Below are 26,712 nucleotides of genomic sequence, written 5' to 3'. Positions count from 1 at the left end.
ATATTACAAAAATATAAGGAGGGTGAACATGATTAGCAACGATATTTTCGCGCATTCGCCATTCAGGCGCGGCGTGGCGGCGATTTTGGGTTTTGGGTTTGGGCTGTTCGCCGCAATTACGGCTGCGCAGGCCGAAGACCTGGAAACGCTGAAGCCTGGCGTACTTCAGGTAGCCATCGAGGCCTACATGCCCTACACGGCGCTGAAGGATGACAAGCTGGTCGGGCTCGACAGCGACATTCTCGATGCGGTCGCCAAGAAGCTTGGCCTCAAGATCGAGACGGTCGTGACCGATTTCCCCGGCATGCTTGCCGCGGTACAGTCACAACGCGCCGACATCACGATCGGCGGCATCGCATGGTCCGATGCGCGTCAGAAGGCGGGCCTGTTCACTGATCCGCCCTATTACTCGCCACCGGCCATGGCCGTGCATGGTGAAGCTTCCTATCCCGACGTGAAGAGCCTGGAGGGCAAGGCACTTGGCACCGTCACCGGATATGTCTGGGCCAAGTCGATCGCCGAAGTTCCGAAGGCCGATGCTCGCACCTATCCGACGGCCGACAGCGTCTTTTCGGATCTTTCGTCGGGAAGGCTCGATGTCGGCTTTCTCGATCCCCTGCTGATCATCTATCAGCAGCAGCAACGGCCCGACATGAAGTTTCGGGTTGCCTATCTCGATGCGCCGACAGCAGAGCAGGTTGCCGCCCATCCCGACTATAAATATTTCCAACCCTACATGACCGGCTTCTATCTCCCCAAGCAGGCTCCGAAGCTCACCCAGGCGATCTCAGACCAGATCGATGCGATGTACAAGGACGGTTCGCTTGCCACGCTCGTGACGAAATGGGGCGGCGATCCCAAGCAGTTCCTGGTCCCGTCGCCTGACATGGCGGCCCAGCGCCGCGGCGTTGACCGCCCGCAGACCTGGTCACCACCGTCCATCGCCAATTGATCGGGGGGAACGGACATGAGCTTTTGGCAACCTCTTGCTCAATTGTTTCAAGTTCCCTGGGGCGACTATGCAGGCAATCTTGGTGAGGGTCTTTTACGGACCCTTGCCTATACGCTCGCCAGTTTCATTGGGGCAGCTATCCTTGGTTTGGTACTTGCCCTGATGCGCCTCAATCGGGTTCGCATCGTAAGGCTGCCGGCCACGCTGTACACCGAGGTGTTCAAGAACGTCCCTCTGCTTGCCATCATCTTCGTCACCTATTTCGGCCTGCCCTCCGTCGGGATAAGGTTCAGCGTCTTTGTCGCCGGCGTGCTGAGCCTTGTGCTGTTCTATGCCGCCTATTTGTCGGAGATCTTCCGCGCGGCCATTGCCGGCATCCATCCGGGCCAGAACGAGGCGGCACATGCGTTGGGCCTTGGCCGGGTCAAGACTTTCGGCCATGTGATCTTGCCGCAGGCGTTTCGCCTCGCGCTGCCCGGCACCAACACGATGTTTGTCGATCTGCTGAAATCGACCTCGTTGCTGGTCACGATCTCGGCGGCAGAGCTCATGACCAGGGCGCAATTGATTGCGTCCGAGACCTTTCGCTCGCTCGAAGTCTATCTGGTGATCGCAGCACTCTATTTCGCAGTCTGCTATCCCGTCTCGCAATGTCTCCTCTGGCTCGAGCGTACCATTCATGCGGGCGTGCCCTTGTCGTTGGGCCGGCGCCGGCGGCTGAGATTGGCAAGAGCCCTGATCCAGGCGGGGAGCTAGAAATGGCCCAGATAACAGTCGAAACAACACGCATCGCGTCCTCGCCCGATAACGGCTCGGCCATCAAGATCCGGGGGCTGCGGAAATCCTTCGATGGAAGGCTCGTGCTCGACGGCATAGATCTGGATGTTCCGCGCGGCCGGATTGTCAGCATCATCGGCCAGAGCGGCGGCGGCAAGACAACCCTCATGCGGTGCGTCAACCTGCTCGAGCAGCCAGAAGACGGCTCCATTGAGATAAATGGCGAGGCGATCTTCTCAAAGGGCATGCTGACCTGCAAGGATCTCGCCAAGCTGCGCCAGCGCGTCGGCATGGTGTTCCAGCGCTTCAATCTCTTCCCGCATCTGACGGCCGTGGAAAATGTCGTGCTGGCGCAGATGCACGCTGCCGCCATTGACGAGCGCGAGGCGGTGGAGCGTGCCGTGCGGTTGCTGACCCGTGTCGGTCTTGTCCATCGTGCACTGGCCTATCCGGAGCAAATGTCGGGCGGCGAGCAGCAGCGCGTTGCGATCGCACGAGCTCTTGCGCTCTCTCCGACCGTGCTGCTCTTTGACGAGCCGACCTCCGCGCTTGATCCGGAATCGACCGGCGAAGTGCTGCGCGTCATGCGCGAACTTGCAAGCGACGGGATGACGATGATCATCGTCACGCACGAGCTCCCGTTTGCGCGTGAAGTATCCGACTGGGTCGTCTTCATCGATGGCGGTCGGATCATCGAGCAAGGGCCGGCCGCGGATGTGCTGGATAGTCCCAGGGAGCCTCGCACCATTGCCTATGTCGCCCGGTACGCGAAACCAGGCTAAGCGTGAGGCTTTTCACCGTGCCGTCTTAAAATCCGGCCGCACGCCAACAGCTTCCCCCCGCAGAAAATATGGATGAGATGAACAGGATTTCGACAGATATCGTCGTTGTGGGCGGCGGGGTCATTGGGCTGGCGATCGCCCTTCGGCTTCGCGCCGATGGGCGAGAGGTTGTCGTCGTCGAACCGAACGAACCGGGATCGGGTGCCTCCTACGGGAATGCGGGGACCGTGGCCGACTATGCGATCATACCGGTGGGAACCCCGGCGGTGCTCCGGAATTTTCTGTCGCTCGTCCTCAGCCCGGATAGTCCTCTTGCAGTCCGCAGGTCGGCATTACCGACCCTGCTTCCCTGGCTCGCCCGCTTTGCCTACGAATCCCTGCCGCATCGCTATCGCGAGAATGCCGGCCGAATTGCCGAACTTGTTTCGGACGCTTCGCCGGCCTGGACTGAATTTGCCGCCGAGATTGGTGCCTCGCAGTTCCTGTCGGCGAAAGGTTGTCTCTACCTTTACGAAACGCGAAAGGCGTTCCGGGCAGCCGGCGCCGACATAGCGTTGCGCCGCAATTATGGTGTTTCACAGGAGCTTCTTTCGGCTGATGACGTGGCCCGGCTCGAGCCGCGCCTCACCCGATTTGAGGGTGGCCTGTTCTTTCCCAAAGCCATCAACCTCAGCGATCCCGGCGAGGTGATGCGTCTCCTCACTGTTGCGGTCAGGCGGGCGGGCGTGGAATTTGTGCAGGCGTCCGTTGACAGTATCGTGCGGGAGCGGAGCGGCTTGCGGATCGTTGCGGCAGATTGCGAGCTGCGTGCCCGCACGGTCGTCATTGCCGCCGGCGCTCATTCGCGCAAGCTGGCGGCTTCCCTTGGCGATCCGGTGCGGCTCGATACCGAGCGGGGCTATCATGTCGAATATGACATGCCCGATTTGCCTATCGAGCGGCCGGTTTGTCCGACGGCGCATGGCTTTTACTTCTGCCCGATGCGAGGGCGGCTAAGGGTTGCCGGCCTGGTGGAACTTGGCGGATTGACTGCTCCGAAAGACCTGCGGCTTACACAGGCTCTCGTGAGGAATGCGCGCCGTTATTTCCCCGAACTTGGCGAGCCGAGCCGTTCCTGGTTGGGGTTTCGGCCTTCAATGCCCGATTCCGTGCCGATCATCAGGCCCTCAAGAGGCGGGAAGGATGTCATTCTTGCCTTCGGACATGGGCACATTGGATTGACCTTGGCGCCCCGTACCGCTCAGCTCGTCAGCGAGATACTGGCCAGATGAAAAGTCTGTGAGAGTGTTGGCTTCTGCCAGAGGGCGATCCAATCATGGTTCACGATGCATGATGTCCAAGCCCATATATTAAATTTATGAGGGAATTAATCTGTCTGTACACGTTTAGAGATTTCCGCCTAGGAAAGTCGACCCGCATTGGATGCTACGCTAGCTCTCGATCTGATGAAGGGCACTCTTTGGAACGATGGTAAGCTGTCAGCAAGATGATGAAGTACCTTCGCGACGTGTAGGGTATGCCACGCCGCTACCTCAATTCCGCAGAGAACGACCATCTTTTCTCCCAAATCATGCAGACAATGGGTCTCAATGCTGGGTTAGATCAATCCATCGTCGAAGCGGGTTTCCACATGGAAGGCCAGGTGGAACTCCTTTGGCAAGAGTGTGCATCCTGTGATGGGTGTATGCCAATCACGACAACTTGAAGACGGCCATACATTAATTCAGTGCATGAGCAGTTCAAGATGTTGATGGTATTTACAATCAGGCGTACGAATTATTGACAGATCACTATTGATTCGAAGCGACTGATACCGCACTTTAGATACTAGCGGGATAAGTGATCTCGTTAAGTCCAACGTTTATTGCAATAGCAAGCTAACGGGGCGCCATGTTAAACAACGATGTTCTATTCAACACCTTCGCACGCTCTTTCGAAGCGCGGCGCGAAGTCGAGATGTCATTCTCCGAATACCTGGAAGGGTGCCGGGAAGACCCGCTCATGTACTCAAATGCAGCCGAGCGGCTTCTGGCAGCCATGGGAGAACCATTGCTGATCGATACGGCCAAGGACACAAGACTTGGGCGTATCTTCATGAACCGGACGATCCGGACTTATCCGGCGTTTTCAGGCTTTTTCGGCATGGAAGAGACGATCGAACGGATCGTCGCCTTCTTCCGCCATGCGGCGCAGGGGCTGGAGGAGCGAAAGCAGATCCTCTATCTGCTCGGGCCTGTCGGTGGCGGCAAGTCTTCGCTCGCCGAGCGGTTGAAATCGCTGATGGAAGTCCATCCGATCTATGTGCTCAAGGCCGGCAACGAGCTGAGCCCGGTCTTCGAAAGTCCGCTCAGCCTGTTCGACCCCGTCACCATGGGGCCGATGATCGAGGAGCGCTACGGCATTCCCCGCCGCCGCCTGACCGGGCTGATGAGCCCGTGGTGCCTGAAGCGGCTCGAAGAGTTCGAGGGCGATATCTCCCGCTTCCGCGTCGTTCGATTGCAGCCGTCGAGACTGCGGCAAATCGCCGTCGCCAAGACGGAGCCCGGAGACGAGAACAACCAGGATATCTCCTCGCTGGTCGGCAAGGTGGATATCCGCAAGCTCGAAAGCCTGGCGCAGAACGATCCCGATGCCTACAGCTATTCGGGCGGGTTGAACCGCGCCAATCAGGGCATTCTCGAATTCGTCGAGATGTTCAAGGCGCCGATCAAGATGCTGCACCCGTTGCTGACCGCAACCCAGGAGGGCAATTATATCGGCACCGAAAATATCGGCGCCATTCCCTTCTCCGGCATCATTCTTGCTCATTCCAACGAGTCCGAATGGCAGACCTTCAAGTCCAACAAGAACAATGAGGCCTTCATCGACCGCATCTGCGTCGTCAAGGTGCCTTATTGCCTGCGGGTCACCGAAGAGCAGAAGATCTACGAGAAGCTGATCGAGGAATCCGAACTCAGCGACGCGCCCTGCGCGCCGTCGACGCTGGAGACGCTCGCCCGCTTCACGGTTCTGACACGACTTTCCAAGCACGAGAATTCCACCGCCTTCTCCAAGCTTCGGGTCTATGACGGCGAGAGCCTTAAGGAGACCGATCCGAGAGCGCGCAGCGTGCAGGAATATCGCGACACGGCCGGCGTCGATGAAGGCATGGATGGAGCATCCACCCGCTTTGCCTTCAAGGTTCTGGCGGCGACCTTCAACTACGATACGACCGAGATCGGTGCCGATCCGGTGCATCTGATGTACATGCTGGAGCAGTCGATCCGCAGGGAGCAACTGCCGCTCGAAACCGAGAAGCTCTATATCGAGTTCATCAAGAGCGAGCTCGGGCCGCGCTATGCGGAATTCATCGGGCATGAGATCCAGAAGGCCTATCTGGAATCCTATTCGGATTACGGACAGAACCTGTTCGATCGCTACGTCGACTATGCCGACGCCTGGATCGAAGACGTCGACTTCAAGGATCCGGATACGGGCCAGCTTCTGGACCGCGAGCTTCTCAACCAGGAGCTCACCAAGATCGAGAAGCCGGCCGGCATCGCCAATCCCAAGGATTTCCGCAACGAGATCGTCAAGTTCTGCCTGAGAGCGCGGGCGAGCCACGGCGGCAAGAACCCCTCCTGGACGAGCTACGAGAAAATCCGCGAAGTCATCGAAAAGCGGATGTTCTCCCAGGTCGAGGATCTTCTGCCAGTCATCTCGTTCGGTTCCAAGAAGGATGGCGAGAGCGAAAAGAAACATGCCGAATTCGTCGATCGCATGATGGCCCGGGGCTATACTGAGCGGCAGGTTCGACGGCTTGTGGAATGGTACATGCGAGTGAAACAGGCGGGATGAGCCACCAAGGAAGAAGGAATGCACATTGTTGACCGACGCCTGAACCCAGGCGGCAAAAGTCTGGAAAATCGTCAACGGTTTTTGCGAAGAGCAAAGGCGCTGGTGCAGAGAGCGGTGTTTGAATCCTCTCAAAATCGCGACATTCAGGACATTCTGAAAGGTGGCGAAATCAGCATTCCACTGGATGGAACCGAGGAGCCTCGGTTCCATCGCGGCCCCGAGGGGCTGAAAGAGCATATACTTCCCGGCAACAAAGACTTCCTTGAGGGTGATATCCTGCCACGGCCGGAAAGCGGTGGCGGCAAGCCGCGTGCCGGCGGCGATGGCACGGGCGAGGACGCCTTCCGCTTCATCCTGACGCGAGAGGAGTTCCTCGATCTCTTCCTTGACGATCTCGAACTGCCTGATCTGGCCAAGCGGCGGCTGGTATCGACGGATCAGATGAATCCGGTCCGTGCCGGCTATTCGGTGACCGGATCGCCCGCCAATCTCGCCATCAACCGCACCATGCGCCTGGCGATGATGCGCCGCGTTGCCCTGCACCGCCCGAAACCGGAGACCGTGGCCAAGCTTGCCGCCGAGGCAGAGGAGTGCAAGGACGAGACGCGCCGGGCCGAGCTTGAGGCAGAGATCAAGATGCTGGAATCCAAAGTCCGGCGCATTCCATACATCGATCCCATCGACATCCGCTATCGCCGTTTCGACAATGAACCGAAGCCGGTGGCGCAGGCCGTGATGTTCTGCCTGATGGACGTGTCCGGTTCGATGTCGGAGCACATGAAGGATCTCGCCAAGCGCTTCTACATGCTGCTTTATATCTTTCTCACCCGGCAATATCGCCGTGTCGAGATCGTCTTCATCCGGCATACCGATGTCGCCGAAGAGGTGGATGAGGAGACATTCTTCCGCAGTCCGGCAACTGGCGGCACGCAGGTATCCAGCGCGCTCGAAGCCATGCGGCGGATCGTGCATGACCGTTTCCCGCCGTCAGACTGGAATATCTATGCCGCACAGGCATCGGACGGCGACAATGCTTATTCCGACAATGCGACGGCTGCGGCCCTGATGACCAGCGAGATCCTGCCTGCATGCCAGTATTTCGCCTATCTGGAAGTAGGCGAAGCGCGCAGCGCGGCGATCTCTTCCGGTTCGGCGCTCTGGTCGCTCTACGAGCGCATACAGGCGGGTTGGCCGGTGCTGTCGATGCGGCGCGTCAGCGATCGCAGCCAGATCTATCCGGTCTTCCACGACCTATTCCAGCGGCGGACGGCGGAAACAAGGAGCGGCTGATGGCGAAGAAGGCATCGATGGAACGGCTTTTTGAAGGTGCGGACTGGGATTTCGCTACCATCCAGCGCATCCACGATGCCTGCGAACGCATCGCCGTCGACGAGCTTGGCCTCGACGTTTACCCGAACCAGATCGAGATCATTACGGCCGAGCAGATGCTCGACGTCTACTCCTCGATCGGCATGCCGCTGTTTTACAAGCACTGGTCCTTCGGCAAGCATTTCGCCCATCACGAGGCCTTCTATCGCAAGGGTCTTCGCGGTCTTGCCTATGAGATCGTCATCAACAGCTCGCCCTGCATCTCCTACCTGATGGAAGAGAATACGGCGACGATGCAGGCGCTCGTCATTGCGCATGCGGCCTTCGGCCACAACCATTTCTTCAAGAACAACTATCTGTTCAAGCTCTGGACGGATGCAGAGGGCATTCTCGACTACCTCAATTTCGCCAAGAGCTATGTTGCCCGCTGTGAGGAGCGCTATGGCCATGCAGCCGTCGAGCGGACGCTGGACGCGGCACACGCGCTGATGTCGCATGGCGTCCATCGTTACGCCGGCAAGAAGACGCCGGATCTGCGTGAGGAAGAAAAGCGCGAGCGCGAGCGGCGCGAATATGACGAGCGGATCTTCAACGATCTATGGCGCACGATCCCCGTCGGTGCAGGCAAGAAGATGCCGGATCTCGATCTAGAGCGCAGACGTGCGCTCGCCGGCCTGCCGCAAGAAAACCTCCTCTATTTCCTGGAAAAGATGGCGCCGCGGCTAAGGCCCTGGCAGCGGGAGATCATTCGCATCGTCCGGCACGTCGCCCAGTATTTCTACCCGCAGAGCCAGACGAAGGTGATGAACGAGGGCACGGCGACCTATGTGCACTATCGCATCATGACGCGGCTGCATGAGCTGGGCGGTATCGGCGACGGCGATTTCCTGGAGTTCCTGAAATCACACACCAATGTGGTCTTCCAGCCGACTTTCAACGACCAGCGTTATTCCGGCCTCAATCCCTATGCGATCGGCTTTGCCATGATGCAGGACCTCGAGCGTATCGTGACGAAGCCGAAGGAGGAGGACCGTCAGTGGTTCCCAGAGATCGCTGGGACCGGGGATGCCATGGCGGTGCTGCGCGATCTCTGGGCCAATTATCGCGACGAGAGCTTCATATCGCAATTCCTCAGCCCGCATCTGATGCGCAAGATGCGGATGTTCCATCTGACCGACGACCCCGAAGAGGAAGAGGGCTTGCGGGTGGCGGCGATCCACGACGAGCGCGGCTATCGGCGCATTCGGCGGGAGCTTGCCCGGCAATATGACGTTGGCTGGATCGACCCGCATATCGAGATCGTTGATGTCGATCTTGCCGGCGATAGAAAGCTGATCGTCAGGCACACGGTGCTAAATGGCGCGTTGCTCGACGATATGGATGCCAAGCGGGTGCTGCAGCATCTTGCCGATCTCTGGAGCTACGACGTGCTGATGCAGGAAGTCGACGGCTCCGGTACCGTGCTTCGCGATCACCTCGTGCATCCGCGAGCGTCAGCGGTCGCAGCATAAGAGGCGGGTATAAGCGCAACCTATGACGGGCTTTTGGGCTGGCGCTGATGACCGCTCACTTGAGCGCCGTCTTCCGGCTGCAGCTTCAGGAAGCCGGGTATGCCGAGCAGCGGGATTACCGCCATCAACAAAAATGCAATGTGGAATTTCTCCGGCGTCAGCGGCGAGCCATCCAGCGTGACGACACCGAGCAGCATGGCGGCGACAGAGACGCCGAAGCTGACGCTTAGCTGTTGCAGCACGCCGCCGAGGCTGGTCGCGCGGCTGAGCTGGGCTGCCGGTGTATCGGAATATGAAAGGGTGTTGGACGTCATGAATTGTGATGCCCGCGCCAGCCCGAAGATGAAGACGTAGACAATGATGAACCAGTGCGGCGTGTCGGGTGTGATCAGGGCGAAACCGGCGACGACGGCGGCGCCGAAAACAGCGCTCCAGGTCAGTATGCGGTCGAAGCCGTAAAGTTTCAGCAATCTCGTCGACACTGGCCGCACGATAAGGCTGCTCAGCGCACTGACGAAAGTCAGCGTGCCTGACACGATCGGGCTCAGGCCGAAGCCGACCTGCAGCATGAGCGGCAGCAGGAAGGGTACACCGTTCAGCCCGACGCGGCAGATACCACCCGCAAGCGTGCCGACGCGGAATGTGCGCAGCTTGAACAGCGTGAGGTCGACGGCCGGGGATTCGGCCGTCCTCGCATAACGGATGAAGCCGACGAGCAGCAGGCCGGCGGCGGCGAGAGAGAGGAAGATCGCCCAAAGGGGAATGGTGGGCCGGCCGATATTCTCGATCCCGTATTGCAGCAGCACGCAGCCGAGGCCGACCATGACGAAGCCGGGAAAGTCGAACCTGATGGAGGTATCGCGGTCGGTATCCTCGACATAGCGCAGCGCCATGATCATGCCGATCACGCCGAAGGGCAGGTTGACCCAGAAGATCCAGCGCCAGGAGAGATAGGTGGTGAGGAAGCCGCCGAGCACCGGCCCGATGACAGGGCCGATGACGGCAGGCAGGGTCATATAGGTCATCGCGGTTACCAGCTGGCTGCGCGGAAAGCTGCGGATGAGAATGAGCCGCCCGACCGGCGTCATCATCGCGCCGCCGAACCCCTGAAGCGCGCGCATGGCGATCAGCATGGGCAGGCTGGTCGCCAGGCCGCAGAGGATGGAGCCGAGCGTGAAGATGAAAAGGGAAAGCGCGAAGATGCGGCGGGCGCCAAAGCGATCCGCGAACCAGCCGCTCACCGGGATGAACATGGCAAGCGTCAGGATATAGGCTGTGACCGCCAGGTTCATGCGCACCGGGGTGGTCCCGAGGCTCTTGGCAATATCCGGAACGGCGGTGATGAGAATGGTCGAATCGAGCTGTTCCATCAGGAAGGCGACGGCAACGACGGCGGGGATGATGTAGCGCAGGCGAGGGTTACGTTCGACCGCGAAAGTCTGGCCCTGCGGATGGGGATCTGTGGAATCCATGGACTGTAATTGCTTTCCACCGCCGAACCAGGCGATCCGGCACCTTTGCGATGCGCATGAATCCCTGCGGAAACCGCCTTGTGCTTTCGGGGGACTTGTTGCTACCGGCCGGTGATCCGCCGACCCTCGGAATCGCTGCTCATATGATCACCATCCATGGCGCAGTGCAACAAAAACCGGGTCACAAAAACCGGCGCAGGCAAGCTTGGAAAGAGGCCTAGTTGGTCAGGGAGGGAGAGGGCAGCGTCCAGCGTGCCTTGTCGAAGACGATGGCTGTTCGGAGCTGTTCCGGTGCAGTTCTTCGCAATTCCAGCTGCAGGTTGAAATTATTGTTGCTCTGGAATTCCTTGAAGAAACTGAGCTTGGCGCCGAAGGCTTGCAGCGTTACGTCCTGCAGCGAGCCAATGGCATCCAGCGCGCTTTGGAAGTCGAGCCAGTGCGTTTTGCTCAGCAGCAGCACGACGGTATCGACGAACGTGCTGGCGATCGCCTTGCCGTCGGCATTGTCGGGCATGATCACCTTGATGCGGATCGTGTCGAGTTCGCCGGTTGGCTTGCCGCGCGCAATGATGAAGAAGGACGCCGCATTCGCATCGCCATAGGCGCCCTTTTGAACCGCATAGCTGCATTCCGATGTGCCGCCGCCCAATTCGCTTTGCCGCCATTCGCCGACAGGCAGGCCAAATGTCACCAGGTCGCTGCATAGGGTTGGGCCTGAAACCCTCCAGCTCCGCACGAAGGCGCTCAGCAGCGCGTCGACGGGAGTATCGAAAAGGTGGGAAGTCTTAACCGGCCGTGGTTTGATGGCCGCCGCCTTGGGCGGTGTCGCCGCGGCATGTGCTGGCGTTCCGGCTATCGCGGGCGCAGCATTTCCAGCGTTATTGGCGGGAGTGGTCCTAGCAGGCGGAGGGCTCTTGGCCTCGACAGCTTTTGCCGGCGGCGGGGCGGCCTGTTGGACTGGCTTTGGAAACAGATTGAGATGATAGCGGTTGTCCAGCGCTCTCAGGTTCCGCATGTCATTGGCAAGCAGCGCTGTCACAAGGATGATCGAGCCGATGACGACAGCCGCAATCCAGAAGACAGCCCAGCTTTTCTTGCGAGGTGGCGCCACCGACATGATCGAGATCTACAGCTACTCCCGAGGAAACCCGTCTTGCTGCAATGACTGTATGTTGTGCAGCCCATCCTTGGCTACAGCATATGCGTTTATGAACGATTGATCATTCTAATGTTTCTTTGTCAATTCATGATGTTGCCGCAGAGAAGTGGGACTTCAGCGCCTGGACGGTGGCCGTGTCCGTGCGGCGTGCCGATGGCGACGAGAATCCGAGGGCGATCAAGCGTTCGTCGGTCTCTGTTAGCGTGACGGCGCAAGAGGAGTGAATTTCGCTGATCGGCAAGCGCGGCCATAGCTGATCGATCGTCGCCAGTGTGACGCCGGAGCCGGGCATGATGGAGATGCGGCCGGCGGCAACGGCAATTGCCTGCTCGATCGTCGCGATGCCTTCCGCTGCCGTCTTTGCGCCACCTGAGGTCAAGATACGCTCAAAGCCGAGGGATACGGCTATTTCCACGGCTTCTGTGATATCCGGGACAAGGTCGACTGCGCGATGCAGCGTCTTGCCGAGGGTGCCTGCGTGGGTGACCAGGGCAGCCAGCGTCTCGAAATCGAGCCGTCCGTCGGGCAACGATGCACCAAGCACGACACCCAGCAAGCCGGCGTCCCGGGCCACATCGATATCCCGCTTCATGATCTCGAGCTCATCGGCCGAATAGACGAAGCTGCCGGCGCGTGGACGGATGATGGCATAGGCGGGAACGGGCATGTTGGCTGCAGCCGCCATCAGGCCCGTGCTCGGTGTCAAGCCGCCGAGAAGGAGCGCGCTGCAAAGCTCGATGCGATCTGCACCGCCGGCAACGGCTGCCTTGAGGCCGGCTATATCTTCGACACAGACCTCAAGCAGCATGGTTACGCTCTCCGGAATATTGCAGCCCCAGCAAGGCGGCGCCGATGAGGCCAGGTTCGAGCTTGCACTCGCTCGGCACCACGAGCGGCCGGCCGAATTTGCGCAGGGTGCGCGTGCGCACGACCTCGTCGAGCCGCGCCAGGAGCGGTTCGACATTGGAAAGACCGCCGCCAACGGGCACGATCGTTGCGCCGGTTATGTTGATCGTGAGGGCCAGCGGGGAGGCGACGAGATCTATCATCACGTCGATCGTGCGCTGGGCTTGCTCATCGTCCTTCAGCCAGTGATCGATGATCTCTTCGCTGGTCAGTTCCAGTCCGTGCAGCGTCTTGTGCAGGCGCTCGATGCCGCGGGCGCCGCCGACGGTGTCGACGCAGCCTTTTTGGCCGCAGCCGCAGAGATAGGAGGGGATAGCGACCGGCGGATTGCCGGCGTGAGAAGCAATGATGGGTCCATGACCCCATTCGCCGGTAAAGCCACCGGCCGCATTGACAAGACGACCGTCAGCCACGAGGCCGCCGCCAACGCCGGTACCGAGAATTGCACCGAAGACGATACGATGGCCACGACCGGCGCGGACATGGCTTCCGCCATGGCGAAGCAATCGGCATCATTGGCAACCAGCACGGGATAGCCAAGTTCAGCTTCAAGCTCTGCGGCAAGATGCCGGCCATGAATGCAGGGAATGTTGGCGCAAGTCAGCGCCTGCGTATCGGGATCGACCACCCCGGCAATGGAAAACGATAGGCAATCCGGCCTTTCGTCCGCTTCGGCGATAACAGCGCGCAGGGCTTCAACGAATTCTGTGAAATTGTGCTTGGGCGTCGGGCGCCGCGCCAGCGGCAGAATATCGGTCACGGAGCGGGCGATGCCGCCTTTGATGGCGCTGCCGCCGATGTCGAAGGAAACGATCATGAATACAGACCTGCAGGGAACATGCGGCACTTGCTCGCACCCTTTGCGGGTCTTTGCAAGATCTATCCGCGTTGATCGGGAGCCTATCAGCCGGTCGGCAGCGTGATCCTGGCTTCGAAACCATCGGTTCTGCCGGTGGCGGGAGACATGAGATCGATGCGCCCGCCGATCTGGTCGACGATCCGCTCGACAATGGAAAGCCCAAGGCCGGAACCGGCCGCCTTGGTCTTGCCGCGCCAGAAACGCTTCTTCAGACCGGCCAGCTCCTCATACGAAAGCACGGTACCACCATTGATGATGCGGACGGTGCCGGCTTCGACACTTACGGTCACTTCATCGTCTACCGGGCCATGGATGAGCGCGTTTTCGATCAGATTGCGCATGACGATGGCGAAGGCATCGATATCGACGTTGCGGATCAGCTTTTCCTTCGCATCGTTTTCCAGCAGCACGCGGCCGGCAGTGCCGGTGTCGCGGTCGTAATCGCCGATCACTGTTTCGATAACCGCGATCAGATCGATCGGCTTGTCGCCGGTGCCAATACCGGCCTGGGCGCGAGAAAGCTGCAGCAGTTTTTCCGCAAGGCGGCCGAGATTGGAGAGCGATGTCTCGATGCGGCCGGCGCGTTCGGTGAGTTGACCCGGCGGTAGTTCCGCGATCAGCCGCTGGGTCTGCGCCAGCGCACCGGCAATCGGCGTGCGCAGCTCATGAGCGCTGTTGGCGGTGAATTCGCGTTCGGCTTCAAGGGCCAGACGCAGGCGATCGAGCAGGAGATTGACCGAACGGGCGATCGGCTGCAGCTCGCGCGGCAAGGTTTCGCTTTCCAGCGGCATCATGTTGCCGCTGTCCTTGGTGGCGATCTCCGCCCGCAAGCGGTCGATCGGCCGCAGCGAACGACCGACAACGATGCCGATGGCGATGATGCTCGCGGGTATGAGGGCAAGGAGCGGCCAGAGCAGCGCGACCCCGCTTTCGCGCGAGGCTTCGCGGCGGTTCTTGAAGGCATCGGCAACATGCAGGAAGATCGTGCCGTCAGCCGATGATTCCGTATAGATCCGGTAGCGCGGCGTGTTGTGGAAGCCGATCTTCAGCGGCACATCATAGGTGGTCGCGGGAGCATCGTGCGAATGCAAGATCACCTTGCCGTTGGCGTCGAGCACCTGGTAGGTCAGATATTCGCGGTTGAGTCCCTTGTTGAGCTCTTCCAGGCTTTGCGGATCACCGGAATTGTCGCGGTTGGCGAGGTCATCGAGCACCAGTGGCAGCAATCGCTCGGCGGTTTCCTGCAGCGCGCCGTCGAAGGTCTCGGAGAGTTCCTTGTTGACGACATAGACGCCGATGCCGACGGCAATCAGCCAGAAGACTACGACTGTGCCTGTTAGAGCGGCGATCAGCCGGCGGGTGATGCTGGCGCGGCTTGGCTCCTTGCGTTCGCTCATCGGTCACCCAGTGAATAGCCGACGCCGCGGGCGGTGCGGATTCGGTCCTTGCCGATCTTCTTGCGCAGCCGGCTGACATAGACTTCGACCGTATTGCTCTCGATCTCGGAGCCGAAGGCATAGAGCGCTTCTTCTATCTTGTCCTTCGAGACGATGGCGCCCGGCCGCGCCACGAGCAGATCGAGCACGGCCCATTCGCGCCCCGTCAGAACGACATCCTTGCCTTCCAGCTTGACGCGCCGTTGCGGCTGGTCGATTTCGAGATCGCCGAAGCGGGCGGTCGGTTGCGGGCTGCCGGAGTAACGGCGGGCAACCGCCAAGATGCGCGCGTGAGCTCACCAAGATTGAAGGGCTTGACGAGGTAGTCGTCGGCACCGCTGTTCAGGCCCTCGATGCGATCGGAAATCTGGTCGCGCGCGGTGAGGATGATGACCGGGGTTTCGTCCGGTTTGCGGCGCAACCGCTTGAGAAAGTCGATGCCGCTGCCGTCGGGAAGCTGTAGATCCAGGAGGATCAGGCCGTAATTCACGGCGCTGGTGACTTCGTCGGCGTCGGCCAGATTTTTCACCCAGTCGACGGCATGGGGACCGGCCGCGATATGGTCGCGAACGGCGCTGCCGATCGTATCATCGTCTTCCACCAGAAGAATCCGCACCTGTGCCCCTCAACCATTGACCATGCTTCAGTTAATGCCGGCGAACCTATCGGGTCAATAAGGGCCGAAATAAGCCTTGTGGGCATATGCATTTTAACGGTCCGGCCTCTTTGCCGAAAACGTTCCCGGCGCCTATGGACAGAGAGGAACGCCGTGGTTACTTCTTTGCCCGGAATGCGAAGCGGCCGCAGGGTGCCGCCACTGATCATTGAAGGATGCTCGGCCATGCTGAAGGGAATTTCGCCGCTGTTGAATGCGGACGTGCTCTATGCGCTAAAGTCGATGGGACATGGCGACATGCTCGTCGTCGTCGATACGAACTTCCCGGCGGAAGCCATCGCGAGCCAGACGGTTTTGGGTGAATTGCTCCGCATCGACAACGTGCCGGCTGCCGATGCCGTTGCGGCGATATTGTCACTGATGCCCCTCGACACATTCATCGACGATGCGGCGACGCGCATGGAAGTTGTGGGAGCACCGGACGAGGTGCCGCAGGTCCAGGCCGAAGTGCAGGCGGTCATCGATAAGGCCGAAGGCAAGCATTGGCCGCTGTCGCCTGTCGAGCGTTTCGCCTTTTATGAGCGGGCAAAGGATGCCTTTTGCATCGTTCAGACCGGTGAGCGGCGCTTCTACGGTTGTTTCACCTTGACCAAGGGTGTCATCCCGCCGGAAACTGAGTGATCCGATAGGCTGGGAACAGCGCTGTTTCGATAAAGGAATGCGATGGCGAAGAAGCTGGATTCCCAAGGGCGGCTTGACGACGCGGCGCGAGCCGGATGGCTTTATTATGTCGCCGGGCGGACGCAGGACGAGATTGCAGTCGCCATGGGGATCTCCCGCCAGTCGGCCCAAAGACTGGTGTCGCTGGCCGTAGCCGAACGGCTGATCAAGGTGCGGCTGGATCATCCGATTGCAGCCTGTCTGGAATATGCTGCAGCGCTACGCGAAAAATACGATCTGCGGCATGTCGATGTCGTGCCGAGCGATACAGACGGTGCGTCGTCGACCGTGGGTATCGCCCAGGCGGGGGCCGCCGAGATCGAGCGCTGGCTGCGGCATAGCGATCCGATCGTGCTAGCCATCGGCACCGGTCGCACGCTGAAAGCGGCTGTCGATCAGTTGCCGGCCATCGAATGTCTGCAGCACCGCGTGGTATCGCTGACGGGTAATATCGGCCCGGACGGCTCGGCCGCCTATTACAACGTCATCTTCAGCATGGCCGACGTCGTCAAGGCGCGGCACTTCCCGATGCCGCTGCCGGTGCTCGTGTCATCGGCCGAAGAACGCGAACTGCTGCACGCGCAAGCGCTTGTCCGCTCGACGCTCGATATCAGTGCGCAGGCCGACGTGACTTTCGTCGGCATCGGCGAAATGGGCATAGAAGCACCTCTGTGTCTCGACGGCTTTCTCGAGAAAGACGAGATGCTGGCCTTGATGGAGCGCGGCGCTGCGGGCGAGATCTGCGGCTGGGTCTTCGACGGCAAGGGCAAGCTCATGCCCGATGATGTCAATGATCGCGTCGCAAGCGCTCCGCTGCCGTCGCGCGATACGTCTTCCGTCATTGGAATCGCCAAGGGAAAACGCAAGTTCGAGGCGATCAAAGCGGCCGTTGCCGGCCGCCAAATCAACGGTTTGATCACCGATGAGGCGGTTGCCGAATTTTTGCTCAAAGGCTGAGCAAAAAATATAATCCGTAAAAACAAGATGATAGGTTGCTTGCTCGGCAATGCAGCAACGAATCCGCATTGACATTTTGTCGCAAGCGGTGAGTAATTGCCCACGAGCAAAGCGAATGCTCATCTTTTGGTCTTCTGGGAGGAAGATATGAAATTGAAAACTTTATTGCTGGGCGCCTGCTCGGCCCTGATGTTTGCCGGCTTGGCGTCCGCCGAAACCCTGACAATTGCGACAGTCAACAATGGCGACATGATCCGTATGCAGAAGCTTACGGACGATTTCAAAGCCAAGAACCCCGGTATCGACCTGCAGTGGGTTACGCTTGAAGAAAACGTATTGCGCCAGAAGGTTACGACCGACATCGCCACCAAGGCCGGCCAATACGACGTGCTGACGATCGGCACCTATGAAGTGCCGATCTGGAGCAAGCTCGGCTGGCTCGCCCCGCTCGACAAGCTTTCCGCCGACAAGGACTATGATGTTGATGACCTTCTCCCGGCCATCCGCAGCGGTCTGACCACGGACGGCAAGCTCTATGCGGCGCCGTTCTATGGCGAAAGCTCGATGGTGATGTACCGCAAGGACCTGTTCGACAAGGCCGGCCTGAAGATGCCGGATGCGCCGACCTGGGATTTCATCGCCGATGCGGCCCGCAAGATCACCGACAAGGACCATGAAGTCTACGGCATTTGCCTTCGCGGCAAGGCTGGCTGGGGCGAAAACATGGCGTTTCTGACGGCGATGTCGAATTCGTTCGGCGCTCGCTGGTTCGATGAAAAGTGGAAGGCACAGTTCGACCAGCCGGAATGGAAGGACACGCTCGACTTCTACGTCAAGCTGATGAAGGATGCAGGTCCTCCGGGCGCTTCCTCCAACGGCTTCAACGAAAACCTGTCGCTCTTCCAGACCGGCAAGTGCGGCATGTGGATCGACGCGACGGTTGCTGCTTCCTTCGTAGCCGATCCGAAGCAGTCGAAGGTGGCTGACAAGGTCGGCTTCGCACTGGCTCCGGACAAGGGCCTTGGCAAGCGCGGCAACTGGCTCTGGGCATGGAACCTCGCCATCCCGGCCTCTTCGAAGAAGACCGATGCTGCCGAGAAGTTCGTCGCCTGGGCAACCAGCAAGGAATACACCAACCTTGTTGCTCAGAAGGAAGGTTGGCTGAATGCACCTCCCGGCACCCGCAGCTCGCTCTATGCAAGTGCGGATTACCAGAAGGCTGCCTCCTTCGCGAAGATGACGCTCGACTCGATCAACTCGGCCGATCCGACGCATCCGACTGTGAAGCCGGTTCCCTATGTCGGCGTCCAGTTCGTCGCCATCCCTGAATTCCAGGGTATCGGTACGGCCGTCGGCCAGCAGTTCTCCGCAGCTCTTGCCGGCCAGATCTCCGTCGATCAGGCTCTCAAGGCAGCACAACAGCTGACGACCCGCGAAATGACGAAGGCCGGTTACCCGAAATAAGGCCTTTGAGGTACGGAAAGCAGTGCCCCTCTCGAGCATTGCTTTCCCCAAGGCCGCCGAGCGCCCGAATGCCCTTGGCGGCCCTTTTTGTTTCAGCCGGTCCGCGGCCACCCCTTCCGCTTAAAAGATAGGTTGGTACTTGCCATGGCAACGTTGCACACCCGTTCCGCTGCGCGCATCATGATGGCGCCTTCGGTTCTCCTGCTTTTCGCGTGGATGATCGTCCCGCTCGTGATGACGATCTATTTCTCGACGCTGAACTACAATCTGCTATCTCCCGGCGCCAATGACTTCATCGGCTGGCTGAACTACGAATATTTCATCAGCGATCCGGCCTTCCTGAGCTCGTTGATCGTGACGCTGCTGCTCGTCGGCGGTGCGTTGGTGATCACCGTCGTCGGCGGCATTTTGCTGGCGCTCCTTCTTGATCAGCCGATCTTCGGCCAGGGCATCGTGCGCATGCTGGTGCTTGCGCCCTTCTTCGTGATGCCGACGGTCGCCGCCCTCATCTGGAAGCACATGTTCATGAACCCGGTGAACGGGCTTCTGGCGCATCTGTTCCGGTTGTTCGGACTTGATCCGCTGACCTGGCTGGAGACGGTTCCGCTTCTGTCGATCATCATCATCGTCGCCTGGCAATGGCTGCCTTTCGCAACGCTCATTCTGCTCACTGCCTTGCAGTCGCTGGACGAGGAGCAGAAGGAAGCTGCCGAGATGGACGGTGCCGGACCGATTTCGAAGTTCATTTACATCATCCTGCCGCACCTGGCGCGCGCCATCACCGTTGTGATCCTGATCGAGACGATCTTCCTGCTTTCCGCCTTCGCCGAAATCCTCGTGACCACCAATGGCGGTCCCGGCACGGCGACGACCAATCTCACCTATCTGGTCTATTCGCAGATCGTCCTGTCGCAGGATGTCGGCGGCGCATCGGCAGGCGGCATCATCGCTGTCATCCTCGCCAATATCGTCGCGATCTTCCTGATGCGCGCGGTCGGCAAGAATCTGGAGGCTTAAGATGGCACGCCAAGTCAGCACGCAACGCAAGGTGTTCGTGTCGGTGATCGCCTGGATCATCGCCCTGCTCATCTTCTTCCCGATCCTCTGGACGGTTCTGACGAGCTTCAAGACGGAAGGCGATGCGATCGCTTCGCCGCCGCAGTTCCTCTTCTTCCATTGGACGCTGGAGAATTATATCGAGGTGCAGTCACGCTCGAACTATTTCCTCCATTTCGCCAACTCCGTCATCATCGCGTTCGGTTCGACGATCCTCGGTCTGATCGTTGCCGTGCCGGCCGCCTGGGCCATGGCCTTTTCGCCGACGAAGCGCACCAAGGATGTGCTGATGTGGATGTTGTCCACCAAGATGATGCCGCCCGTCGGCGCCTTCATTCCGATCTATCTGCTATTTCAGGGTTTCGGCTTGTTGAACAATCAGTTCGCCAGCCGTCTTGGCATGGTGGTCGTGCTGATGCTCATCAATCTGCCGATCATCGTCTGGATGCTCTATACCTACTTTAAAGAGATCCCCGGCGAGATCCTCGAAGCGGCCCGCATGGACGGTGCGACACTTGCCAAGGAGATCATCTACGTGCTCACGCCGATGGCGATCCCCGGGCTCGCCTCGACGATGCTGCTCAACATCATCCTTGCCTGGAACGAGGCCTTCTGGACGCTCAACCTCTCGTCGGTCGACGCAGCACCGCTCAGCACTTTCATCGCCTCCTATTCGAGCCCGGAGGGCCTGTTCTATGCCAAGCTTTCGGCTGCATCGACCATGGCGATCGCTCCGATCCTGATCCTCGGCTGGTTCAGCCAGAAACAACTCGTTCGCGGCCTCACCTTCGGCGCGGTTAAGTAAGGAAGAGAAACATGGGTAGCATTGTCCTTAAGAAGGTTTCTAAGGTCTTTGGCGAAGCCAAGGTCATCCCTTCCATCGACCTCGAAATCAACAATGGTGAGTTCGTGGTGTTCGTCGGCCCGTCGGGCTGTGGCAAGTCCACGCTGCTGCGTCTGATCGCCGGCCTCGAAGACGTCTCCGGCGGCCAGATCCTGATCGACGGCAAGGATGGCACAAACTTGAAGCCGTCCGACCGTGGTCTCGCCATGGTGTTCCAGTCCTATGCGCTCTATCCGCATATGAGTGTGCGCAAGAACATCGCCTTCCCGCTGAAGATGGCGAACATGCCGCAGGCGGAGATCGATAAGAAGGTTGCGGACGCCGCGCGTGTCCTCAATCTCACCGACTATCTGGAACGCAAGCCGCGCCAGCTCTCGGGCGGCCAGCGCCAGCGCGTCGCTATCGGCCGTGCCATCGTGCGCCAGCCCGCGGCCTTCCTGTTCGACGAGCCCTTGTCGAACCTCGATGCGGCGCTCCGCGTCAACATGCGCCTCGAGATCAGCGAGCTGCACCAGCAGCTGAAGACGACGATGGTCTATGTGACGCATGACCAGGTCGAAGCCATGACCATGGCCGACAAGATCGTTGTGCTCAACCGCGGCAATATCGAGCAGGTAGGCTCGCCGTTGGAGCTCTATCGCTCTCCGCGCAATCTCTTTGTCGCCGGCTTCATCGGCTCGCCGAAGATGAATTTCGTCAAAGGCGCCTACGCGCAGAGCCTTGGCGGCGAGACGATCGGCGTGCGGCCGGAACATACGCTACTGTCTACGACGGCTGGCGACTGGCAGGGTAAGGTCATCGTCGCCGAGCATCTCGGCTCCGACACCTTCCTGCATATCGACGTCGACGGTATCGGCACGGTGACGGCACGCGGCTCCGGCGATTTCCCGGCCCGGCGGGCGACACCGTCTACCTGACCCCCGACAAGGCGCATATCCATCGGTTCAACGCCGAGGGATTGTCGATCTGAGCCGCAAGCAGAGGCCGTGCGCGTCGCCCGCGCATGGCAAACGCATCGATCCCGGCCCGCTTGGATGGATATCTGCGGGCCGGACAGCATACCAGCCGGAACGGCCTTTCCCAACCGTCCGGAGCCAGAGACCTTTCCAGAAGGACTAGAGACATGACGTGCAAATTATCGCTCGCAACTCTCCAGGAAGCGGCCGCAACGGCGGCCATTCCTGCCTACGATCCGAAGTCGCTTTCGGCGGGCATCGTGCATTTCGGTGTCGGTAATTTCCATCGCGCCCACCAGGCGATCTACCTTGATGACCTGTTCAACGCCGGTCACGACCATGACTGGGCGATCATCGGCGCCGGCGTGCTGCCGTCCGATGCCGCGATGCGTGAGAAGCTCGCTGCACAGGATTTTCTGACGACCGTGGTCGAGCAGGACAATAATCGCACCGCTGCTCGTGTCACCGCGCCGATGGTCGGCATCCTGCCGGTCGGCGATGCAAAGGCGATCATCGCCAAGCTTGCGGATCCCACCATCCGCATCGTCTCGATGACGATCACCGAAGGCGGCTATTTCATCGATGCCTCCGGCAAGTTCAATCCCGCCCATCCAGCGATATCAGCCGACGGGCAGAACCCCGATGCGCCGAAGACGGTGTTTGGCTTGATCGTTGCCGGCCTCAAGGCGCGCCGCGCCTCAGGCTTGCAGCCATTCACGGTCATGTCCTGCGACAATATTCCCCACAATGGCGGCGTCACCAAAGCAGCCGTCGTAGGCACCGCGCGGCTTTCCGATCCCGCCTTTGCCGACTGGATCGCTACAAATGTCGCCTTCCCGAACGGCATGGTCGACCGCATCACGCCGGCAACCGGTACGCGCGAGATCGATCTGCTGAAGCAAGTCTTCGATATCGAGGACAATTGGCCCGTCTATTGTGAGGAATTCAAGCAGTGGGTGCTTGAAGACAATTTCCCGGCGGGCCGGCCTGCGCTGGAAAAGGTCGGCGTCACGTTCGTCCCGGATGTAACCCCCTATGAGCATATGAAGATCCGCATCCTCAATGGCGGCCATGCGGCCATCGCCTATCCGGCAGCGTTGATGGATATCCATTTCGTGCATGAGGCCATGGAAGAACCGTTGATCCGCGATTTCCTCGCCAAGCTCGAGAATGACGAGATCATCCCCGTGATCCTGCCGGTGCCGAATACCGTGCTGGCGGATTATTTCAAGCTGATCGAGCGGCGCTTCGCCAATCCGAAGATCGCCGACACCATTCCGCGCCTGGCGCAGGATGGCTCCAACCGCCAGCCGAAGTTTATCCTGCCGTCCACGGCCGATCGGCTCAGCCGCGGGGAAGACGTCGTCGGCCTCGCGCTCGTCTCGGCGCTCTGGTGCCGCTATTTCGCCGGCAAGAGCGATAGCGGCAAGGACATCGTCTTCAACGATGCCAGCGCCGAGCGCCTGCATGAGGCCGCTCTCAAGGCAAAGGACGATCCAAATGCCTTCCTGGTGTTCGAGGATATCTTCGGCGATGTCGCGAAATCGGATCTCTTCCGCAAACGCTTCGCTCATGCCCTGAAAACGCTGTGGGAAAAGGGTACTCGCGTCACCCTGCAGCTATACTTGGACAACAAACTCGCGGGATAATTTTCAAGCGGCCGGAGTTTTCTGCTCCGGCCGTTTTCCATTGTAACGCCCGCATTGCGAGCAGGCGGGACGGCAACAGAATTCAGGTTGGATCTACGATGACCGATGCGGAGAAGGGACTCGTAATCTTCGATTGCGATGGCGTGCTTGTGGACAGCGAGCCGCTGTCGGTCAGCGTGCTCATCCAGGCGATGCATGACGTCGGCGTGGATATGAGCGAGGAGGATGTCTACAGCCGCTTCCTCGGCAAGAGCCTCGCGACGCTCGTCGATACGATGCTGACCGAGTTCGATGTATTCATCGATCAGGCGTTCCTCGATCGCATCCGCAACGATCTCTATGAGCGGTTCAAGCATGAGCTGAAGCCGATCGATGGTATCGCCGCGACGCTGGATGCGCTTCCGCTTCCGCGCTGTGTGGCCTCTTCAAGCCAGCTGGAGCGCATCCGGCTCTCGCTCGGTGTCACCGGCCTGCTGGAGCGGCTGGAGCCGAATATTTTCAGCGCAAGCATGGTCAAGCGGGGCAAGCCCGCACCGGATCTTTTCCTCTTTGCCGCCGAGCGGATGGGGGTTGCGCCGGCAGACTGCATCGTCGTGGAAGACAGCCCGGCGGGGATCATGGCGGCGCGTGCGGCTGGCATGACAGTGTTTGCTTTCAACGGCGGTTCGCATGCGCATTCACCCAGCTATCGTGCTGAACTGGAGCAGCTTTCTCCGGAAGTCGTGTTTGACGCGATGCCGGATTTGATACAACTTGTCCGCAACAAGAGTTAGAGCATTTCCAGGAAAAGTGCGCAGCGGTTTTCCGTCCGGAATGCGTAAAGAAAAAAATAGAACGTTTTCGCGATTCAAAGAAACGTGGAAATGCTCTGAGTGGTCGGGACCCCTTTTGCATGCGTGATCACGTGGTTGCGGTCGATATTGGCACAGGCAGCGCACGCGCCGGTGTCTTCACGGCGGGCGGCTCACTGCTGGGCAAAAGCGAATATCCGATCCTGATGAATCGCCCGCGTGAAAACCACGCCGAGCATGATTCCGAGGATATATGGGCTGCCGTCTGCGCCGCCGTTCGCGCTGCCGTTGCAACGTCAGGCGTTGATGCATCCGTTATCGGCGCGATCGGTTTCGACGCGACCTGTTCGCTGGTCGTGCGTGATCGGGAAGGCGGGCAATTGACCGTTTCCACCGGAGGCGAGAGCCGCTTCGATACCATCGTCTGGCTCGATCATCGTGCGCTGGCCGAGGCGGATTACTGTACGGCGACGCGGCATGAGGTTCTCGCCTATTCCGGCGAGTTCATGTCGCCTGAAATGGAAATGCCCAAGCTGATGTGGCTGAAGGAGAACCTTCCCGAGAGCTGGGCGCAGGCCGGTTATTTCTTCGACCTTGCCGATTTCATGACCTGGAAGGCGACCGGCTCGTTGGCCCGATCGCGGTCGACGCTGGTGGCGAAGTGGAATTATCTCGCCCATCGCGAACCGGGCTGGCAGGCGGATTTCCTGAACGTGATCGGCCTCGGCGACCTGCGGGAGCGCGGAGGGCTGCCGGAGGGCAGTGTTCCGGTCGGCAAGAGCATCGGAACGTTGACGGCCGAAGCTGCGGAAGCGCTGGGGCTCGATCGGGACTGCCATGTCGGCGCGGGCATGATCGACGCCTATGCGGGTGCGCTCGGCGCTCTTGCGGCTCACGCTGGCGATCTCGGCGCCTTGGAGCATCAACTCGCGCTCATCGCCGGAACTTCGAGCTGCGTCGTCTCCTTCTCGCGGGAGCGCAAGCGCAGCACGGGCATGTGGGGGCCTTATTATGAGGCGGTTTTTCCGGAAATGTGGCTGGCCGAAGCCGGGCAGTCGGCGACAGGAGCACTGCTCGATCACATTGTCAGCATGCATGCAGCCGGGGGAGCGCCGACCGCTGCATTGCACGATCGTATCGTCAAGCGCATTGCGGAGCTGCGGCTTGCCGAGGGTGAATTGCTGGGCGGCCGCATCCACGTGCTGCCCGATTTTCACGGCAATCGTTCACCGCTTGCAGATCCGCATGCCTTGGGCGTCATCAGCGGCATGACGCTGGACGCGTCCTTCGACGGACTTTGCCGGCTCTACTGGCGCACCAGCGTCGGGATAGCACTTGGTATCCGCCACATCCTGGAGCGGATGCGGGACTATGGCTACGTGCCCGATACGCTGCATGTCGCGGGTGGTCATGTGAAGAATTCGGTGCTGATGGAGCTCTATTCCGATGTGACCGGCTGCAAGGTCGTGATCCCCAAGATGAACGAGACGGTGTTGCTGGGCACGGCGATCGCTGCTTCGGTTTCCTGCGGGCTCCATGAGAACCTGGGGGTGGCGGGTGCCGCCATGTATCCCGGTGGTCACGAACGCCTGCCGGATGCGGCCAAGAAGACGCTCTACGATCGCGACTACCGGCGCTTCCTCGCGATGTATCGCCATCGGGCAGAATTGGACGGAATGGATTAGGCCTTTGGTTTGCGCTTGCTTACCTTAGGGGCGCATGTGCGAATATGGCTTGCAGTTCCTCGATCCGGCGAATCCTGTTTTCCGCCGTTTCACCGGCCGCCTGCGTAACGGCGATGGCGATCATTTCCAGCAGCGCCATCATGCCCGAGAGGCTTTCGCGGCTATTGGCTCGCTGGGGTGGCAAAGACAGGGTGATATTCGCAAATTCATGCGCCCATTCGGTGAATTGGCCGGTCGCGAGCAGCACTTTGTGTCCGGCGCGGCGGGCAGAGCGGGCTAGCAGCCGCGATGCGACGAAGCGCGGGGAATCGATGATGATGAGCAGGCTGTCTTCCGACCGTGCGCCCAGCATTTCGACGTAGCTGCCATTAGCCCCATCGAGAAAGAGGACGTGGTCGCGAGCGAAAGTCAGCCGGTCGCAGAGATGCCTTCCAAGCCCTGCAAGGCTCGGATGGGTGGTGATGAAGACGTTGCCGGTCGACAGGATTGCCGTCACCGCGTCCTGCCATTGGGGCTGGTTGGCGAGATTGTAGATATGCTGCAGCATCTCGACCTGTTCGACGATTTGTGCTGCCAGGGGGCGGCTTTCACCGGCATCCTTCTGGAGCTGCTCGAGGACGTTAGGCAATTGTAACGTAACAGGCCCCGTGTTCTCCTTCAGATGAACCTTGATTCCATCGAGGCCGTGATAGCCGAGGGACCGCAGGAACCGGCCAACCGTCATCGGGCTCAATTCCAGCCTATCGGCGACCGAGGAGGCGGTTTCGAACGGTAGTTCATTCAGATGTTCAGAGAAATACTTTGCAATTCGACGTTCGGCGGGCGTACCAACCTTGATATATTCTCTAAGTTTCTGGCTAAGGTCTTCCAAATTCGCGCCTCCCTGAGTTTCCTTCTGATATTCTATGCACCAATTGTTGGAACAATGGGGTGCTTGGATCTCGGAAGGCCGCC

General features: G+C 59.8%; 20 protein-coding genes and 3 pseudogenes. 16 read left to right on the top strand and 7 right to left on the bottom strand.

Annotated features, from left to right (window positions below; genetic code table 11):
• Positions 1-28: 28 nt before the first annotated feature.
• From BSK43_RS11480 to BSK43_RS11450, 7 genes are all read left to right on the top strand, one after another.
• Positions 29-952: a transporter substrate-binding domain-containing protein gene (locus BSK43_RS11480; protein ID WP_077472506.1), complete on the top strand. Its 924-nt coding sequence runs from the start codon at positions 29-31 to the stop codon at positions 950-952.
• Positions 953-967: 15 nt separating this feature from the next.
• A complete protein-coding gene (locus BSK43_RS11475) occupies positions 968-1,708 on the top strand; it encodes an amino acid ABC transporter permease (RefSeq protein ID WP_077472507.1) in 741 nt (246 codons plus the stop codon).
• Between the two features lie 2 nt (positions 1,709-1,710).
• Positions 1,711-2,511 (top strand): amino acid ABC transporter ATP-binding protein, encoded by an 801-nt coding sequence (locus tag BSK43_RS11470; protein WP_077472508.1) that lies wholly within the window; start codon positions 1,711-1,713, stop codon positions 2,509-2,511.
• Between the two features lie 77 nt (positions 2,512-2,588).
• Positions 2,589-3,782, top strand: a complete 1,194-nt coding sequence (locus tag BSK43_RS11465) for an FAD-dependent oxidoreductase (RefSeq protein WP_077472564.1) — start codon at positions 2,589-2,591, stop codon at positions 3,780-3,782.
• Positions 3,783-4,401: 619 nt separating this feature from the next.
• Positions 4,402-6,348: a PrkA family serine protein kinase gene (locus BSK43_RS11460; RefSeq protein WP_077472510.1), complete on the top strand. Its 1,947-nt coding sequence runs from the start codon at positions 4,402-4,404 to the stop codon at positions 6,346-6,348.
• Positions 6,349-6,366: 18 nt separating this feature from the next.
• Positions 6,367-7,638, top strand: coding sequence for a YeaH/YhbH family protein (locus BSK43_RS11455; protein WP_077472511.1), 1,272 nt, complete (start codon positions 6,367-6,369; stop codon positions 7,636-7,638).
• Positions 7,638-9,188, top strand: coding sequence for a SpoVR family protein (locus BSK43_RS11450; RefSeq protein ID WP_077472512.1), 1,551 nt, complete (start codon positions 7,638-7,640; stop codon positions 9,186-9,188). Before BSK43_RS11455 ends, BSK43_RS11450 begins: the two co-directional genes overlap by 1 nt.
• Positions 9,189-9,208: 20 nt before the next feature.
• Here BSK43_RS11450 and BSK43_RS11445 read toward each other — a convergent pair whose 3' ends face one another.
• From BSK43_RS11445 to BSK43_RS11420, 6 genes and pseudogenes are all read right to left on the bottom strand, one after another.
• On the bottom strand, positions 9,209-10,660 hold the full coding sequence (locus BSK43_RS11445) for a DHA2 family efflux MFS transporter permease subunit (RefSeq protein WP_077472513.1): 1,452 nt from the start codon (positions 10,658-10,660) through the stop codon (positions 9,209-9,211).
• A gap of 217 nt (positions 10,661-10,877) precedes the next feature.
• The gene (locus tag BSK43_RS11440; protein WP_077472514.1) at positions 10,878-11,777 is read right to left on the bottom strand and encodes a DUF6030 family protein; all 900 of its coding nucleotides are present in this window, start codon (positions 11,775-11,777) and stop codon (positions 10,878-10,880) included.
• A 127-nt stretch (positions 11,778-11,904) separates the two neighbouring features.
• Positions 11,905-12,627, bottom strand: a complete 723-nt coding sequence (locus BSK43_RS11435) for a copper homeostasis protein CutC (RefSeq protein ID WP_077472515.1) — start codon at positions 12,625-12,627, stop codon at positions 11,905-11,907.
• A pseudogene (locus tag BSK43_RS11430) lies at positions 12,617-13,542 on the bottom strand (ROK family protein). The gene BSK43_RS11435 and the pseudogene BSK43_RS11430 overlap by 11 nt, the downstream one beginning before the upstream one ends.
• 86 nt (positions 13,543-13,628) lie before the next feature.
• Positions 13,629-14,981 (bottom strand): ATP-binding protein, encoded by a 1,353-nt coding sequence (locus BSK43_RS11425; protein ID WP_077472516.1) that lies wholly within the window; start codon positions 14,979-14,981, stop codon positions 13,629-13,631.
• Positions 14,978-15,636 (bottom strand): annotated as a pseudogene (locus BSK43_RS11420) (response regulator transcription factor). The gene BSK43_RS11425 and the pseudogene BSK43_RS11420 overlap by 4 nt, the downstream one beginning before the upstream one ends.
• A gap of 225 nt (positions 15,637-15,861) precedes the next feature.
• Here BSK43_RS11420 and BSK43_RS11415 point away from each other — a divergent pair.
• From BSK43_RS11415 to BSK43_RS11375, 9 genes and pseudogenes are all read left to right on the top strand, one after another.
• Positions 15,862-16,317 carry an RbsD/FucU family protein gene (locus BSK43_RS11415; protein ID WP_068399776.1) on the top strand — a complete coding sequence of 152 codons (456 nt, stop codon included), beginning with the start codon at positions 15,862-15,864 and terminating at the stop codon, positions 16,315-16,317.
• 42 nt (positions 16,318-16,359) lie between these two features.
• Entirely contained in the window at positions 16,360-17,313 is a 954-nt protein-coding gene (locus BSK43_RS11410; RefSeq protein WP_068399779.1) for a sugar-binding transcriptional regulator, read from the top strand.
• A 147-nt stretch (positions 17,314-17,460) separates the two neighbouring features.
• Complete coding sequence (locus tag BSK43_RS11405; RefSeq protein WP_077472517.1) at positions 17,461-18,777, top strand: sugar ABC transporter substrate-binding protein; 1,317 nt, start codon at positions 17,461-17,463, stop codon at positions 18,775-18,777.
• Positions 18,778-18,921: 144 nt separating this feature from the next.
• The gene (locus BSK43_RS11400) at positions 18,922-19,794 is read left to right on the top strand and encodes a sugar ABC transporter permease (RefSeq protein ID WP_077472518.1); all 873 of its coding nucleotides are present in this window, start codon (positions 18,922-18,924) and stop codon (positions 19,792-19,794) included.
• Position 19,795: 1 nt separating this feature from the next.
• Positions 19,796-20,638 carry a carbohydrate ABC transporter permease gene (locus tag BSK43_RS11395; protein ID WP_077472519.1) on the top strand — a complete coding sequence of 281 codons (843 nt, stop codon included), beginning with the start codon at positions 19,796-19,798 and terminating at the stop codon, positions 20,636-20,638.
• A gap of 11 nt (positions 20,639-20,649) precedes the next feature.
• Positions 20,650-21,647, top strand: a pseudogene (locus BSK43_RS11390) (ABC transporter ATP-binding protein).
• 153 nt (positions 21,648-21,800) lie between these two features.
• On the top strand, positions 21,801-23,282 hold the full coding sequence (locus tag BSK43_RS11385; protein ID WP_077472520.1) for a mannitol dehydrogenase family protein: 1,482 nt from the start codon (positions 21,801-21,803) through the stop codon (positions 23,280-23,282).
• 98 nt (positions 23,283-23,380) lie between these two features.
• Positions 23,381-24,055 (top strand): HAD family hydrolase, encoded by a 675-nt coding sequence (locus BSK43_RS11380; RefSeq protein WP_077472521.1) that lies wholly within the window; start codon positions 23,381-23,383, stop codon positions 24,053-24,055.
• Between the two features lie 119 nt (positions 24,056-24,174).
• Positions 24,175-25,758 carry an FGGY-family carbohydrate kinase gene (locus BSK43_RS11375; protein WP_077472522.1) on the top strand — a complete coding sequence of 528 codons (1,584 nt, stop codon included), beginning with the start codon at positions 24,175-24,177 and terminating at the stop codon, positions 25,756-25,758.
• Between the two features lie 19 nt (positions 25,759-25,777).
• Here the strand turns inward: BSK43_RS11375 and BSK43_RS11370 are convergent, their stop codons facing one another.
• Positions 25,778-26,629, bottom strand: a complete 852-nt coding sequence (locus BSK43_RS11370; protein WP_077472523.1) for a MurR/RpiR family transcriptional regulator — start codon at positions 26,627-26,629, stop codon at positions 25,778-25,780.
• Positions 26,630-26,712: the final 83 nt, after the last annotated feature.

The sequence above is a fragment of the Rhizobium sp. P44RR-XXIV genome (assembly GCF_001999485.2).
Lineage (GTDB): Bacteria > Pseudomonadota > Alphaproteobacteria > Rhizobiales > Rhizobiaceae > Rhizobium.
This window is presented reverse-complemented; position numbering and strand designations above follow the sequence as displayed.

Coding starts and splice junctions, on each gene's coding strand:
- BSK43_RS11480 (WP_077472506.1), top strand. CDS start 29: ATGATTAGCAACGATATTTTCGCGCATTCGCCATTCAGGCGCGGCGTG.
- BSK43_RS11475 (WP_077472507.1), top strand. CDS start 968: ATGAGCTTTTGGCAACCTCTTGCTCAATTGTTTCAAGTTCCCTGGGGC.
- BSK43_RS11470 (WP_077472508.1), top strand. CDS start 1,711: ATGGCCCAGATAACAGTCGAAACAACACGCATCGCGTCCTCGCCCGAT.
- BSK43_RS11465 (WP_077472564.1), top strand. CDS start 2,589: ATGAACAGGATTTCGACAGATATCGTCGTTGTGGGCGGCGGGGTCATT.
- BSK43_RS11460 (WP_077472510.1), top strand. CDS start 4,402: ATGTTAAACAACGATGTTCTATTCAACACCTTCGCACGCTCTTTCGAA.
- BSK43_RS11455 (WP_077472511.1), top strand. CDS start 6,367: ATGCACATTGTTGACCGACGCCTGAACCCAGGCGGCAAAAGTCTGGAA.
- BSK43_RS11450 (WP_077472512.1), top strand. CDS start 7,638: ATGGCGAAGAAGGCATCGATGGAACGGCTTTTTGAAGGTGCGGACTGG.
- BSK43_RS11445 (WP_077472513.1), bottom strand. CDS start 10,660: ATGGATTCCACAGATCCCCATCCGCAGGGCCAGACTTTCGCGGTCGAA.
- BSK43_RS11440 (WP_077472514.1), bottom strand. CDS start 11,777: ATGTCGGTGGCGCCACCTCGCAAGAAAAGCTGGGCTGTCTTCTGGATT.
- BSK43_RS11435 (WP_077472515.1), bottom strand. CDS start 12,627: ATGCTGCTTGAGGTCTGTGTCGAAGATATAGCCGGCCTCAAGGCAGCC.
- BSK43_RS11425 (WP_077472516.1), bottom strand. CDS start 14,981: ATGAGCGAACGCAAGGAGCCAAGCCGCGCCAGCATCACCCGCCGGCTG.
- BSK43_RS11415 (WP_068399776.1), top strand. CDS start 15,862: ATGCTGAAGGGAATTTCGCCGCTGTTGAATGCGGACGTGCTCTATGCG.
- BSK43_RS11410 (WP_068399779.1), top strand. CDS start 16,360: ATGGCGAAGAAGCTGGATTCCCAAGGGCGGCTTGACGACGCGGCGCGA.
- BSK43_RS11405 (WP_077472517.1), top strand. CDS start 17,461: ATGAAATTGAAAACTTTATTGCTGGGCGCCTGCTCGGCCCTGATGTTT.
- BSK43_RS11400 (WP_077472518.1), top strand. CDS start 18,922: ATGGCAACGTTGCACACCCGTTCCGCTGCGCGCATCATGATGGCGCCT.
- BSK43_RS11395 (WP_077472519.1), top strand. CDS start 19,796: ATGGCACGCCAAGTCAGCACGCAACGCAAGGTGTTCGTGTCGGTGATC.
- BSK43_RS11385 (WP_077472520.1), top strand. CDS start 21,801: ATGACGTGCAAATTATCGCTCGCAACTCTCCAGGAAGCGGCCGCAACG.
- BSK43_RS11380 (WP_077472521.1), top strand. CDS start 23,381: ATGACCGATGCGGAGAAGGGACTCGTAATCTTCGATTGCGATGGCGTG.
- BSK43_RS11375 (WP_077472522.1), top strand. CDS start 24,175: ATGCGTGATCACGTGGTTGCGGTCGATATTGGCACAGGCAGCGCACGC.